The sequence below is a fragment of the Flavobacterium sp. genome, assembly GCF_004211145.1.
Lineage (GTDB): Bacteria > Bacteroidota > Bacteroidia > Flavobacteriales > Flavobacteriaceae > Flavobacterium.
The window spans coordinates 17864-32025 of sequence record NZ_SEBS01000038.1; the positions used below are offsets into that span (position 1 = coordinate 17864).

Consider the following 14162-nt stretch of genomic DNA (forward strand, 5'->3'; position numbering starts at 1 on the left):
GATTTTAGGGACTGCACCTAAACGGCAATGCCGCTCCAAAAGTATAAAAGAAAGCGTTAAAATTTATTTTTGATTGCAATTTTCGAGCTCATGTTCTAAAACATAAATTCGCGATTTCAAACTTTTAAAGCTATTCAAAGCAGGTTGCGTGTTTTTGAAACTGCGCTTCGCCGCCTCGCAATCACCTTGTTTTATCAAAGCTTTCGTCATATTATAATACGATAAATAGTACGATTTCTCGTCTTCGGCATGTGCCACCGTATATTTCGAGATTATGATGCATTTATCATATTCGCCATTCAGGTAATAGCTGCGACCCAAATGTACTCCGGCATTCAATTGGTTCGAATCAAAAATAATGTGCGATCGATTGTAGAAATCGATGGCATCCTTGAAGTTTCCTGTTTCATACGCGATATGTCCGAGATTCGTAAGCACTACGGCATTCGTCGGTTCAAGTTCGAGCGCTTTAAGCAGGTTCTGTTTTGCGCCAGGGAACTTCTTTTTTTCATACAGCGCAATGCCTTTGTCGCAAAGTTGTTTGGCTTTAGCATTGTTGAACTTCATCCGCTGTTGGTAATGTTGAAGGCCGCTTCGTTTGTCGTCGTTCGATATCAGGTGTTGCGTCTTGTCGGCTTCGGCCTTATTGCCTCCGCATCCAAAACTTCCAACGGCTAAAACGAATATCGTGAAAAACGAAACGACCTTTCTCATAAACTTACAGTGCTGAAGCGATCGCGGCAAAGTCAGCCGCTTTCAAGGCCGCGCCTCCAATAAGGCCGCCGTCCACATCGGGTTTTGAAAAAATTTCTTTCGCGTTTTCAGGTTTCACGCTTCCGCCGTAAAGAATCGAAACATCTTCGGCAACATTGCTTCCGAATTTCTTGCGAACCGTCTCGCGGATGAACTCGTGCATTTCCTGAGCCTGTTCCGGGGAAGCGGTTTCTCCTGTCCCGATGGCCCAAACCGGCTCATACGCCAAAACGATTTTTTCCCAATCTTTCTCCTGAATATGGAAAAGCCCGTCGCGCAATTGGTTTTCGACGACGTTGAAATGATTGTTGTCCTTTCGATCCTTCAATTCTTCACCGAAGCAGAAAATCACGGTCATGTCGTGTTTCAAGGCGGTGTCGGTCTTGTTGGCGATCAAAGCGTCGGTTTCGTTGAAGTAACTGCGACGCTCCGAATGTCCGAGGATTACGGTGTCCACGCCGATGCTCTTTAACATGTCGGCCGAAATCTCGCCCGTGAACGCGCCGCCTTCCGCCTGGTGCATATTTTGTGCCGCGACACCGATATTCGTGAATTCAAGGTGTTGTACCGCCGATGCAAGGTTCACGAAAGTGGGAGCGACGATGATCTGCGCTTCGGCATCGGTTGGCAATTGTTCTATAAGTTCGTTGAGCAGGTCTTCGGTTTCTTCAGCATTTTTGTGCATTTTCCAGTTTCCGGCAACAATTTTTTGTCTCATTTTGATTTCAATTGGGTTAGGGTAGTGTTTAGTTTGTCGAAGTCGGTTTCGATGGCGCGATAGATTGCGATCTTTCCGGTTTTATCGACGATGATATAGCGTGGGATCCAGTCGAGGTCGATCGCTTGCCCGAACTTGCCTTTCATGCCGTCGGTTGCCCAATAATGATCGCCCTTGAGATCGTGTTTCTGGATTCCCGCTTCCCATTTGTCCTTGACCTTGTCCATCGAGATGAACACGTAATCAGCTTCGGGATGATTCGCCTGCAGTTCCTTGAATTTGGGCATGGCCTTGACGCAGTCGCCACACCATGAAGCCCAAACGTCGATAAAGATCGTCTTGCCTTTATGTTTCTTGAGGATTTCGTCGAAAGTGGCGTTCTTATTGTCGAGCGTGGCAAGCGTTTCAGAAAGGCTTTCCTTGGAAAACTCGGTTTTTTGCGCCTGGGAGCACGAAAAAAGACCCGTTATGACGATGGCAATCAGTAATTTTTTCATCGCGAATGATTTTTACAAAGGTACTTTACTAAAATACAAAGATTCGCAAAGAAACCTAAATTTTTTGGGCTGTAAAAAGCATCCGATGCATTTCAGGTTAGCAATTTGTTATGTTTTAGCGTCAATCGCTCAACCTGAATGGTTTAGAAAGGAATTTGTGGATTTGGGTCGCAACCGTAGATTTTTAATTCGTCGAATATGGCGTTATCAGGTCGGGATACAGTGCAATTTGAATCGACAATCATCACGACGGGTCGAAATTCCGATACCGATCGACAAGAAAAATTGAAAAAGATTTACTTCACTTTTTTCCGACGATCGCCTTCATCGTCCAAAAAAACGATTTTGCTGCCTGATTTGCGTTTGCGTTCGCGTCGCTTAAGTTTATATAGATAATGTATGATCAGGCAGACACCGATTACCGAAAGCAACATGAAAAGCCATCCTATGATAATGTAAAAGGCGTTTCCAAGTATTGGATTTTCAGTGATCGAAATCACATTCAGCATGAAAAGTCCTATCAGGAATACCAAAAGGCAAAGCCCGAATCCCTGATAGCTTCTTTTACGTTCCTCCTTAAACATAAATCGCAAATGTTGGTTTGTTGCTTGCGAATTTAATCAAGAATTAGTTTCTCGCTGTCTTTCCAGTGAAGTTTTTGTGAAATTGTTCCGTTTTTAAGAACTACAAGGCTCGGATTGGCGCGCTCGATGGTCTTTAAGGTCGTCGCATCGCAGAAATAATAGTCGAACGTCTGCCCGTATTTTTGCTTCGCGGCGGTAACTTCGTCGCCTAACGCTGCGCTCATAGCAATCACTTTATAACCCTTGGCTTTGGCGTCGGTTGCGATTTTTTCAAGTTTTTCCATGCCTTCGGGACTCGATTTCGTCAGATCGTAGGCGACGAACATGAGCAACTTCGGTTCGAGAAGCAATTCATCTTTATAATCTGATCCGTCTTTTTCCATCGTGAAATCGTGGATCGGCGGCACATAGCCTTGCGAGATCACCTTGTCTTTGCGTTCGACGAATTCGGCACCTTCAGGGAGATTCATCAAATCGTTTTCACCGAATTCCTTGTTCACGCCTTTTACTTTGTACACGAAGATCATCTCGACTTTCGCGCGTTCGGCTCCTTCAGGAAACTCCATTCCTTTTTGGATGTTCGTCCCGACTTTATAGGCGCGGAAATCCTTCAACGGCAAATGATTCAATACCCAATACGCCATGAACCCGCAAAGCGCGACGCTCAAATAGACCAAGCCGTTGCGGAACGATTGCGGCAAAATGGGTTTGACAAGTTTCATGTTGATGAACAAAATCAGGATGAAGAACAACAACACGACGTCTTTCGTAAACGATTGCCAAGGCGTCAATTTCAATGCGTCGCCGAAACAGCCGCAGTCGGTCACCTTGTTGAAATACGCCGAATAGAATGTTAGGAACGTGAAAAACACGATCATCAGCAGCAAACTCCAGATCGTGAATTTAGGTTTATAACCGAGCAACAACATCACGCCCAAAACGACTTCGAAAATCACGACGAAAACCGCGATCGCAAGCGCAGCCGGAACCAAAAACGGCAGGTTCAATACAGGCTCGCTGAAATATTCTTCGAGTTTGAACGAAAATCCGATCGGATCGTTGAGTTTGATGAGGCCTGAAATAATAAATAATATTCCGACGAAGATCCTTGAAAATTGCGTGATGATGTTTTTCATATTCTAGCCGCGGATTCGCGGATTTTTTTAAAATTATCCATATTAAAAATCCGCGAATCCGCGGTAAAATCTTTATTTCCCGATATGAATCAAAGCGAAAACCGCGTAATTGATCATGTCCTGGTAATTCGCGTCGATACCTTCAGATACCAGCGTTTTTCCTTTGTTGTCCTCGATTTGCTTGACGCGCAGGATTTTCTGCAGGATCAAATCGGTGAGTGAACTCACACGCATGTCGCGCCACGCCTCGCCGTAATCGTGGTTCTTGGCCTCCATGAGCGCTTTGGTCTGGGCGATTTTCGCATCGTATAGTTCGGTGGCTTTTCGTGTGTCGAGATCGGGTTGGTCGGCGATTCCGAGATCGAGTTGGATTAGCGCCATTACAGAATAATTGATGATCCCGACGAATTCCGAAGCCTCGCCTTCATCGACCTTGCGCACCTCATTTTCCTGCAAACTGCGGATGCGTTGCGCCTTGATGAAAATCTGGTCGGTGAGCGAAGGCAATCGAAGAATGCGCCAGGCGCTGCCGTAATCGGTCATTTTGTTTGAGAAAAGCGAACGGCAACCGGCAATGACACTGTCGTATTCCTGCGAGGTATTCTTCATTATAGGTGTATATTTGTGTAGCGATCCCAAAAGTAAAAAAATTATCGCACTGGCGGTGTTTCGCATCGGCGCTAATTTGTTAATGAATTATAATTGTATGACAATCAACTGCAAAGGAAAACTCATCGATTTGTCAAGCCCGAAGGTTATGGGCATCTTGAATGTCACGCCCGATTCGTTTTTTGACGGTGGGCAATACCGAAGCGATTCCGATTTCCTTTCCCAAGCTGAGAAAATCCTCTCAGAAGGTGCGACGTTCATCGACCTGGGCGGCTATTCATCGCGTCCCGGAGCCGATTTCGTGTCGGAGATCGAGGAAACGAACCGGCTTTTGCCCGTGATCGATTTGTTGTTAAAGGAATTTCCCGACGCCTTGCTTTCGATCGACACGTTCCGAAGCCGGGTCGCGAAAGCCTGTGTTGAAAACGGCGCGGCGATCGTGAACGACATCTCGGCGGGATTGCTCGACTCCAACATGCTTGAAACCGTGGCCGATCTGCGCGTCCCGTACATCATGATGCACATGAGAGGCGAATCCAAGACGATGCAGCAATTCACCGATTATGACGATTTGGTAAAGGATATACTTTTTTATTTTTCACAACGCGTCCAAGAGGCGCGACGTTTTGGGATTTCAGATATCATCGTCGATCCGGGCTTCGGGTTCTCGAAGACGCTTACACAGAATTATGAACTACTGCACAAACTCGAGCTTTTCCAGTTGATCGAATTGCCGTTGCTCGTCGGGATTTCGAGAAAGTCGATGATCTATAAAGTACTCGAAACCAAAGCCGAACAAGCGCTCAACGGAACGACTGTCCTTAATACGATCGCACTGTCGAAAGGCGCGAATATTTTGAGAGTTCATGATGTGAAGGAAGCGGTGGAATGTGTCCGGATAATTGGGCAGTTAGATGATTAGAAAATTAGAAAATTAGAAAATTAGCGGATTAGCGGATGGGATTTTGGGTTGGATTGGTGGTTTTCGTTTTTGAGGATGTTTGGTGTTGCGTTCGCGTATATTGTTTAAAATAACCCGAAACGCCAAGCCTGCCGTAATTTATTCGCTAATTTTCGAATTCGCTAATTTGCTAATTTTCGCGTTAGGGATAGAAGTGGAAATCCTTTTCAAAACAGGTTTGCCTGCAACAGCAAACCTGTTTTGAAAAGATTGAAACGGATAGCCCGACGGCGGTAACTGTTGCTTTCGGCGTGACCGACTCGTGCAACCGCCGGAACGCCCAAAAAACTTTAGCACCATGCACTTTAGCACGTCAGCACTATTGATGGTGATACGGTTCGCCCTTCAAAATCGTAAACGCGCGATATACTTGCTCCACGAAAAAAAGCCGCACCATTTGATGCGAGAACGTCATGAGTGACAATGAAATTTTGCCCTGGGACTTTGCATAAACGGTGTCTGAAAATCCGTATGGACCGCCGATCACGAACACCAACGTCTTGATTCCAGAGTTCATTTTCTTTTGGAGTTCCTGCGAAAAACCCACGCTTGCGAACGTCTTCCCGTTTTCATCGAGCAGGATGAGTTGGTCGGTGGGCGAGAGTTTCGACAGGATCAATTCGCCTTCTTTTTCCTTTTGCTGGCTCTCGGATAAATTCTTGACGTTCTTGATGTCAGGAATGACCTCGAGGTCGAACTTGATATAAAACGACAAGCGTTTCGAGTAGTCGTCGATGAGTTTCTGAAGTTCCTTGTTGTCGGTTTTCCCGATGGCGAGCAGGCGGATGTTCATCAGCTGTCGAGGAATTTTTGCCCGTCCTTGCTCTTGAGCAATTTGGCGATGAGCAATAGCAGGCCGATGGCTTGAAGCGCCGACGCGGAGATCAGCAGAAAGCTCGCTGACGGCCAATGCATGATGCGGAACAACGCGCCGAAAACCATCAAGAACATTCCGAAAACGTAAATCGATATGATGTAGCGGTTTTTCATTTAGAAATAGTTTTGCTTTCCTTTTTTGGCGGGAAGCAGCAGGAAAAGCAATATGGCCGCGACGATAAGCCCGCAACCGATTACGATCAATGCGGCCGAACCTTCCTCGTCGGCGAAATAGAATGCGATTCCAAGTCCGAGTACGATCATCGCTTTGGACAATACGATTATGGCAGGTATGTTTTTCATTGGATTTTTTTTCAAAAATAAACAATCATAACGATTTTTTCATGCAGACGCTCATTTCGCTGTTCTCGTACGGCGGATATTTTGCGGTGATTTGGTAGCCGAGTTTCGGGTAAAGGCTTACGGCTTCGACTTGTTTGACGCCTGTTTCCAAGATCGCTTCCGGGAAACCGAGTTCACGCGCCCAGTTCTCAAGTTCGGTTACGACAGCCGACGCGATGCCTTTTCCTCTGAATTCAAGCGGAACGTACATTCGTTTCACTTCGATTTGATTTTCGGAATACGGCTTGATCGCGCCCGTTCCTGCAGGAATGTCGTCGTAATAGGCGACGATGGCGTGTTTGACGGTGTCGGTCGTGTTGTGCGATGAGAAGAACGCGTCTTCGTCTCCGTTATTTATGGAAAGTTCGGCGTCGAGCAATGCGATTAATTTTTGGAAGTCGGGATGGCTGGGCGTGGTGCGGAGGAGTTTGAGGTTTTTCATGTTGTAATTTAGGGAGATAAATGAAATTTGGGAAATTCTTTTTTTCATCGGAAGTTGCCAAATTTTGACCCTGACAGGGTGTTATTTAAGTTATTGCCTGTCAACTTATTATCGCTATTTTTCAACCCCATCAATCCATTTTTAAAAATAAAATAACGTCCACATTTCAAACCATTCCGCTTTCCATTTCCGACTATAAACCATACTTTAGCACCACAAATTGCAAACATGATTTCAACCGCCCAATTCAACCACGAGCTCGAACTTATCATCAAAAACGCGCTGCGCGAAGACATTGGCGACGGCGATCACAGTTCGCTCGCGTGCATTCCCGCCGAAGCGCAAGGAAAAGCCAAACTCCTAGTAAAAGACGAAGGAATTATCGCCGGCGTCGAATTCGCCAAGATGATCTTCAACGAAGTCGATGCCGACATGGAAGTCGAAACCCTGATCCAGGACGGTTCACCTGTAAAATATGGAGATGTCGTCTTTCGCGTTTCAGGCCGTTCGCAATCCATTCTAAAGGCCGAACGTTTCGTCTTGAATTCCATGCAACGAATGTCGGCTATCGCGACCAAGACCAAATTCTTCGCGGACTTGCTCGAAGGCACGAACACCAAAATCCTCGACACGCGCAAAACGACTCCGGGAATCCGCGCGATCGAGAAATGGGCAGTCAAAATCGGAGGAGGCGAGAACCACCGTTTCGCATTGTACGACATGGTCATGCTAAAAGACAACCACATCGATTTCGCGGGCGGCATCGGGCTTGCGATCGAGAAAACGAAAAAATATCTCTCTCAAAACAACCTCGACCTCAAAATAATAGTCGAAGCGCGCGATCTAGATGAAGTTTCACAAATCCTTTCGGCGGGCGGCGTTTACCGGATCTTGCTCGACAACTTCGATTACGAAACCACACGCGAAGCCGTAACGATGATCGGCGACCAAAGCCTTACCGAATCATCGGGCAACATAAACGAAAAAACCATACGCGAATATGCTGAATGCGGCGTTGATTACATATCTTCGGGCGCGTTGACGCATTCGGTTTATAATATGGATTTGAGCTTGAAAGCGGATTGAAACGTTTCGTGTTTAGAGTTTAGTGTTACGACGTAACGAGCAACTCTAAACACGAAACCTTAAACAAAAAAAATGTCCCAGGAAATAGAAGCCAAAATAGAACGCATCATCATCGTCCGAAACCTCGCACGCCAAGCCAAGAAGATACAACTTCCGTGGTTGCAAGGTTTATCGCTTTACGATTTGATCGAGATCTATTTCATCGGGATTGCCGAGGGTGCGCTTACCTACCGCGCCGCCGCGATTTCGTTCAGCTTTTTCATGGCGTTGTTTCCGTTTTCGCTGTTCACGCTTAACTTGATCCCGTACATTCCGATCGATCATTTCCAGGACGATTTCATGACGTTCGTTTCCCAATCGGTGCCGCCGAATACGTACGATGCCGTCGCGGTAATCCTGAATGATATTTTGAACAACAGTCATTCCGGCTTGCTTTCCTGGGGTGTCGTGCTGTCGATATTTTTGGCAGCCAACGGTTTGAATTCGATATTGGGCGGTTTCGAAAGCGCGAATCATGTAATCATCAAACGCGGATTCCTGCGGCAGTACGCCGTTGCGCTCGGCATGTCGATCGTCATGGTCTGCATCCTGTTGTTTACGGTTGCGACCATCGTAACGCTCGAAGTCGTGCTCCAAAACCTGAAACTCGACAACATATTCAACGACAACATTCCGCTGCTCGAAGGCACGCGTTACCTGTTCTTGATGCTTATGATTTTGTTCACCGTTTCGGTGCTTTTCAAGTTCGGGACAAAGCGCACGGGCAAGCGTTCGTTCATCTCGATCGGGTCGGTATTCACGACGATTCTGGTAATTATTTCGTCGTATTTCTTTGGAATCTGGGTCGTTAAATTCTCGCGTTACAACGAATTGTACGGTTCGATCGGCACATTATTGATCCTAATGTTTTATATTTGGATTAACTGTATCGTGCTGCTGCTGGGCTTCGAGCTCAACGCCGCAGTGAATCGCGCCAAACGGAAACACTTGGTCGAATCGTGATTTTCAGGAGCTGATCCGGCTGTTCGCTATTAGCTTTTTTAAAAAACGCAATTTTGCATCGGCTTGCGTCGAGCTTCTTTCAGTCGCTGCCGCAATCCGGCAAAATGAACGTTTTTTCGCAAAAGGCTAACCGCTTCCATCCGGGCTAAATATCGAAACCCAATGACAAAATTACTTACACTTTTAGTTGCCGTTTTGCTGACGTCGTTCGCACCCATAAACAATGGCGTCATCGGGAAATGGAAAACCATAGACGACGAAACCGGTAAGGCGATCGCGATCGTCGACATTTATGAAAACGGCGGCAAAGTCTACGGCAAGGTCATCGACATCTTCAACGCCGTCGACAAGAAACGCGTCTGCGTGAACTGTTCCGGCTCCGACAAGAACAAGCCATTGCTCGGCCTGACCGTAATCAAAGGTCTCACAAAAGAAGGCAGTGAATACACGAACGGCAAAATCCTCGATCCCAAACACGGCCGGCTTTACAAGTGTTACATTACACTTGAAGGAAACGATAAATTGAAAGTGCGCGGTTACATCGGGGTTTCGTTGATCGGGCGAACCCAATACTGGTACCGCGTCAAATAATTTTACAACCGAAACGTAATGGGATTATTCGATTTCTTCAAGAAAAAGGAGCCGTCATTCAACGCCAACGAATTGCTCAAGGACGCGCTCGAACTCTTCGCGAAAGGCCTCAACGTGCACGAAGTCGCCGATGCGCTGCGAAAAAAAGGCGTTCCCGACGGCCAGCTCCAAATGATTGTATTGCGCGCTTCCCAGATGAACGAAAAATATTTCTCTGACGCCAAAAATGATGAGCAGAAAGTGTCGGGCGAAAATATTCCCAGGAAAAGCATCAACGACACGTTCGCTGAAAAGAAAGGGCTTTTGAAACAAGATGATGCGATAGTCAATCCGCGTAATCCCGAGATAGAAATCATCAGCACGAACGAAGGCAAACACGGCGACCATTTCGGGGCATTATTCGGGTTCGAATTCATGGCTTCCGATTCCGGTGCCAAACTCGTAAACCAGTTAATGGCCGCTGCGATCAGTACGGAAGCAGTCAAACAAAGTGAGTTCGCGTCATTCCACGAGGCGCGATTCGATGAAATATTCAACACGTCCAAGAAACTTTCGCTGCGAACGGTTTCGACTTCGGAAAACCTTATTTCGGCCTATCCGAGACTCGAAACGTCTTTCGTCGTCCCATTCGCGACGAAACAAATCAGGGAATGGTCGCATGCGAAAAACCTCGAGGCTGAAATTTACGGCGGCGGTCGCGACACGTTCGGATTCGGATTCTTCGCCACCGATTACGCGCTCAACAAGAAAACCTATCAAACGCAAAAGCAACTCGACATCCGCGTTTGGGCGCTCGCTTTCGTAATCGACAAAAGCGACGTCACCGAAATAAACGGAGCTTCACTTTCCGCCGATTTCTCAACGTATATGCCCAATTCTGATTTTCCGGGCGTTTCACATTACGACTTCATCGGTGTATTGCTCGAGTACAGCGAAGTCGCGGTATTCGGCGAAAATTCGGGATATATTCTTCGCGTAAAACTCATAAACGACGCGCAAAACGAAGATTTCTTCACGCTCGATATCTTCGTCAACAAACAAAACATGCGCATCTCGAATCTCGAAAAAGGAATGAAACTCACAGGCTGCCTGTGGTTCGAAGGCGAAATTGCCTAGGTCAGTTTCAGGAATAACGGCTTAATTCTTCAATGATCTCAATGACCTTAATGATCTTAATGGTTTAAAAAATCAAAGAACCTAATCTGTAAAACAAACCGGCTTTTCCATTTTTCACTTTATCTTTACGATCCAATTCCCGCCAACCAAACCATGTCCTTTTTCGTCGAAGTCATACTGCCGCTCAACCTCGCCAAGACGTTCACTTACAGTGTTTCAGCCGCCGAATACGGTTTTATTCGACCCGGAATGCGCATCGCGGTCGCTTTCGGCAAGAACAAAATCTACACGGCGTTGGCCATCGAATTGCACCAAAACGCGCCGCAATTCTACGAAGCGCGTGACATCCACCAAATCCTTGACGAAAAACCTATCGTAACCCAAATCCAGATCGAACATTGGAAATGGATAGCATCCTATTATATGTGCGCGATCGGCGACGTGTATCGAAGCGCGATGCCGTCGGCCTTGCTGCTGGAAAGCGAAACCATAATCGCTCAAAATCTGGATTTCGCAGTCGACACGAACGACTTGACCGACGAGGAATTTCTGATTTATCAAGCGTTACAGCAACAATCGTCGCTCAAAGTCCAGGATGTGATGGCGATCTTGGGCAAGAAGAATATTTTTCCCGTGATCCGGCGCATGATGGTCAAAAACGTCTTGTCGCTCGAGGAAGAAGTGTCCGAAAGCTACAAACCGAAACTCGTGCGCTACATCCGATTGTATCCCGAGTTTGAACGCGAGGAAAAGCTCCAGGAATTGCTTGAAATCCTAAAAAGCGCCAGGAAACAGAGAGAACTTTTATTACAGTATTTCCAATTGCGCGCGTCGGTCAAAAAACCGATTTCGGTCAAGCAACTTACCGATAGCGCAGGCGTGACGTCGACGGTGCTGAAATCACTCGTCGATAAGGGAATTTTCGAGGAATACAACCTGCAGCACGACCGCGTGAATTTCGAAGACAAGCTCGAAGAACGAGAATTAAAACTCAGCGCGGCCCAACAAAAAGCGTTTGACGAAATAAAACAGACGTTTTCCACGAACGACGTCACGCTGCTGCACGGCATAACCGCGAGCGGAAAGACTGAAATCTACATAAAACTCATCGAGGAATTTCTCGCCACGGGAAAGCAGACTTTGTATCTGTTGCCTGAAATCGCGCTCACGACGCAACTCGTGACACGGCTCACGGCCTACTTTGGGAATAGGGTAGCGGTGTTCCATTCCAAATATTCGAACAACGAACGCGTCGAGACCTGGAACCAGATTTTGGAAGGTTCGGAGAAGGCGCAGGTCGTGATCGGCGCGCGATCGGCGTTGTTTTTACCGTTTCGGGATCTCGGCTTCATCATAGTCGACGAGGAACACGAGCAAACGTTCAAGCAGGTCGATCCCGCGCCCCGTTATCATGCGCGCGACGCGGCGATCGTGCTCGCGAACAGTTTCGGGGCGAAAGTTTTGCTGGGTTCGGCGACTCCCGCTATCGAGACGACGTTCAATGCCCAAAGCGGAAAATACGGTTTGGTAGAATTGACCGAGCGCTATGGAAACGTGATGTTGCCCGAAATTGCACTCGTGGATTTAAAGGATAAATATTTCCGAAAGAAGATGTCGGGGCATTTCAGCGATACGTTGCTCGAAGCAATCGCCGAGGCGTTGTCGCTTGGTGAACAAGTCATTCTGTTTCAAAACCGACGCGGCTATTCTCCTGTCGTCGAATGCCTGACGTGTGGTCATGTTCCGCAGTGTACGAATTGCGATGTGAGCCTGACCTACCACAAAGTCAAGAACCAGTTGCGTTGCCATTATTGCGGTTCGTCGGTGGCATTCCCGACGCATTGCCACGCGTGCCACAGTGTCGATCTGACTACGAAAGGCTTCGGTACCGAACAGATACAGCACGAATTGCAGGAATTGTTTCCGAATCATAAAACCGGACGAATGGATCAGGACACGACGCGCGGTAAATTCGGTTTCGAGAAAATCATCGACAGTTTCAGGGATCGCGAGATCGACATTCTCGTCGGTACGCAGATGTTAGCGAAAGGACTGGATTTCGACAACGTGAGTCTGGTCGGGATCATGAACGCCGACAATATGCTGTATCACCCGGATTTCCGCGCGTTCGAACGCAGCTACCAAATGATCACGCAGGTTTCGGGTAGGGCAGGTCGGTCTTCAAAACGCGGAAAAGTGATCATCCAGACCTATAATCCGTTCCATAATGTAATCCGACAGGTTACAGATAACGACTACGCGGGCATGTACGCCGAGCAGCTATATGAACGTAAAATCTATAAATATCCGCCGTATTTCAAGTTGATCCGACTCACGCTGAAGCATCGCGATTTCGAGAAATTGAAGCAGGGTTCGCAATGGTTGTATCAGGTTTTGTCGCAGAATCTGGATTTGCCCGTGCTCGGACCTGAGGAACCCCCGATTTCCCGCATCCGCAACGAATATATCCGCACGATAATGGTGAAGATTCCGCACGATAAGCCGTTGCAGGGCACGAAGAAGACGATACGTAGGATTTTGGATAGCTTTGAGGCGGTGTCGCAGTTTCGGCCTGTAAAGGTATCGGTGAATGTGGACTTCTATTGACGTATGATTTTTGATATGAAGGCACGAAGGTTTTTTTTGACACAAAGTCTGGAAGTTCGATTTTCTTTGACATGAAGGCACGAAGGATTTTTTTTGACACAAAGTATGGAAGTTCGATTTTCTTTGCCACGAAGGCACGAAGGTTTTTTTTTGACACAAAGTCTGGAAGTTCGATTTTCTTTGCCACGAAGGCACGAAGGTTTTTTTTGACACAAAGTCGGAAGTTCGATTTTCTTTGCCACGAAGGCACGAAGGCACGAAGGCACGAAGGCACGAAGTTGCGAAGTTTAATTTTTGCCATGGTTGCACAAGGTTCATACCACAGATACACGGATTTTCACGGATATTTGGATTTTCGATCTAGATAATTTGCCTAAAAATCAACGTGAATCGGGATGAATCAGTTAAGTAAGTGCGATCCAGATAGATTCGTGTATTCGTGGCTAAAAGGAACAAAAAGCATAAAATTTCTTTTTTTGAGAAGGCTACGTTTTTTGCCACTAAGGCACGAAGTTTTTTGCCACGGATATACGGATTTTCACGGACTTTTTTGATTTGGACCTAGATATTCTCGCGGTTGAAATCGACTTGAATCGGATTTCGCTGTAATCAGTTAAGTAAGTGCGATCTGTGTAAATCCGTGTTTTTTTGCCACGGATACACGAATTTTCACGGATTTTTTGGTTTCGACCTAAATAATCTTGCGGTTAAAATCGACTTGAATCGGATATCGCTATGATCAGTTACGTAAGTGCGATCCGTGTTGATTCGTGTATCCGTGGCTAAAATGAAGGAACAAAGAGCGGAATTTCTTTTTCTGAAACGGCTACGTTTTTTGCTAC

At 46.7% G+C, this 14162-nt stretch carries 16 protein-coding genes; 6 read left to right on the forward strand and 10 right to left on the reverse strand.

What is annotated here, in order from left to right; translation table 11 throughout:
- Positions 1 to 63: 63 nt before the first annotated feature.
- The 6 genes from EOO50_RS14685 to EOO50_RS14710 form a co-directional block, all read right to left on the reverse strand.
- Complete coding sequence (locus tag EOO50_RS14685) at positions 64 to 714, reverse strand: tetratricopeptide repeat protein (RefSeq protein WP_290841036.1); 651 nt, start codon at positions 712 to 714, stop codon at positions 64 to 66.
- Positions 715 to 718: 4 nt separating this feature from the next.
- A complete protein-coding gene (gene tpiA, locus EOO50_RS14690) occupies positions 719 to 1471 on the reverse strand; it encodes a triose-phosphate isomerase (protein WP_290841037.1) in 753 nt (250 codons plus the stop codon).
- Positions 1468 to 1968, reverse strand: a complete 501-nt coding sequence (locus tag EOO50_RS14695) for a TlpA disulfide reductase family protein (RefSeq protein ID WP_290841038.1) — start codon at positions 1966 to 1968, stop codon at positions 1468 to 1470. The genes tpiA and EOO50_RS14695 overlap by 4 nt, the downstream gene beginning before the upstream one ends.
- A 296-nt stretch (positions 1969 to 2264) precedes the next feature.
- Positions 2265 to 2552 (reverse strand): hypothetical protein, encoded by a 288-nt coding sequence (locus tag EOO50_RS14700; protein ID WP_290841039.1) that lies wholly within the window; start codon positions 2550 to 2552, stop codon positions 2265 to 2267.
- Positions 2553 to 2584: 32 nt separating this feature from the next.
- Positions 2585 to 3688 carry a BT_3928 family protein gene (locus EOO50_RS14705; protein WP_290841040.1) on the reverse strand — a complete coding sequence of 368 codons (1104 nt, stop codon included), beginning with the start codon at positions 3686 to 3688 and terminating at the stop codon, positions 2585 to 2587.
- A gap of 72 nt (positions 3689 to 3760) precedes the next feature.
- Positions 3761 to 4297: a DUF1599 domain-containing protein gene (locus EOO50_RS14710; protein WP_290841041.1), complete on the reverse strand. Its 537-nt coding sequence runs from the start codon at positions 4295 to 4297 to the stop codon at positions 3761 to 3763.
- A gap of 97 nt (positions 4298 to 4394) precedes the next feature.
- Between EOO50_RS14710 and folP the strand changes: the two genes are divergently transcribed.
- Entirely contained in the window at positions 4395 to 5219 is an 825-nt protein-coding gene (gene folP / locus EOO50_RS14715; protein WP_290841042.1) for a dihydropteroate synthase, read from the forward strand.
- 358 nt (positions 5220 to 5577) lie between these two features.
- On the opposite strand, the gene rlmH is transcribed toward folP, so the two are convergent.
- From rlmH to EOO50_RS14735, 4 genes are read right to left on the reverse strand one after another with little or no spacing between them, the layout of a single operon-like run.
- Positions 5578 to 6051, reverse strand: coding sequence for a 23S rRNA (pseudouridine(1915)-N(3))-methyltransferase RlmH (rlmH, locus tag EOO50_RS14720; RefSeq protein ID WP_290841043.1), 474 nt, complete (start codon positions 6049 to 6051; stop codon positions 5578 to 5580).
- Positions 6051 to 6248 carry a gliding motility protein GldL gene (locus tag EOO50_RS14725; protein ID WP_290841044.1) on the reverse strand — a complete coding sequence of 66 codons (198 nt, stop codon included), beginning with the start codon at positions 6246 to 6248 and terminating at the stop codon, positions 6051 to 6053. The genes rlmH and EOO50_RS14725 overlap by 1 nt, the downstream gene beginning before the upstream one ends.
- Positions 6249 to 6437, reverse strand: coding sequence for a hypothetical protein (locus tag EOO50_RS14730; protein WP_290841045.1), 189 nt, complete (start codon positions 6435 to 6437; stop codon positions 6249 to 6251).
- A gap of 25 nt (positions 6438 to 6462) precedes the next feature.
- Positions 6463 to 6966: a GNAT family N-acetyltransferase gene (locus tag EOO50_RS14735; RefSeq protein WP_290841046.1), complete on the reverse strand. Its 504-nt coding sequence runs from the start codon at positions 6964 to 6966 to the stop codon at positions 6463 to 6465.
- Between the two features lie 180 nt (positions 6967 to 7146).
- Here EOO50_RS14735 and nadC point away from each other — a divergent pair, with 180 nt between their 5' ends.
- From nadC to priA, 5 genes are all read left to right on the forward strand, one after another.
- Positions 7147 to 8004: a carboxylating nicotinate-nucleotide diphosphorylase gene (nadC, locus tag EOO50_RS14740; protein WP_290841047.1), complete on the forward strand. Its 858-nt coding sequence runs from the start codon at positions 7147 to 7149 to the stop codon at positions 8002 to 8004.
- Positions 8005 to 8076: 72 nt separating this feature from the next.
- Complete coding sequence (locus EOO50_RS14745) at positions 8077 to 9006, forward strand: YihY/virulence factor BrkB family protein (protein WP_290841048.1); 930 nt, start codon at positions 8077 to 8079, stop codon at positions 9004 to 9006.
- Positions 9007 to 9168: 162 nt separating this feature from the next.
- Positions 9169 to 9597, forward strand: a complete 429-nt coding sequence (locus tag EOO50_RS14750) for a DUF2147 domain-containing protein (RefSeq protein WP_290841049.1) — start codon at positions 9169 to 9171, stop codon at positions 9595 to 9597.
- Between the two features lie 18 nt (positions 9598 to 9615).
- Positions 9616 to 10713 (forward strand): hypothetical protein, encoded by a 1098-nt coding sequence (locus EOO50_RS14755; protein WP_290841050.1) that lies wholly within the window; start codon positions 9616 to 9618, stop codon positions 10711 to 10713.
- 153 nt (positions 10714 to 10866) lie between these two features.
- Positions 10867 to 13320: a primosomal protein N' gene (gene priA, locus EOO50_RS14760; RefSeq protein WP_290841051.1), complete on the forward strand. Its 2454-nt coding sequence runs from the start codon at positions 10867 to 10869 to the stop codon at positions 13318 to 13320.
- The last annotated feature ends 842 nt before the right edge of the window (positions 13321 to 14162 follow it).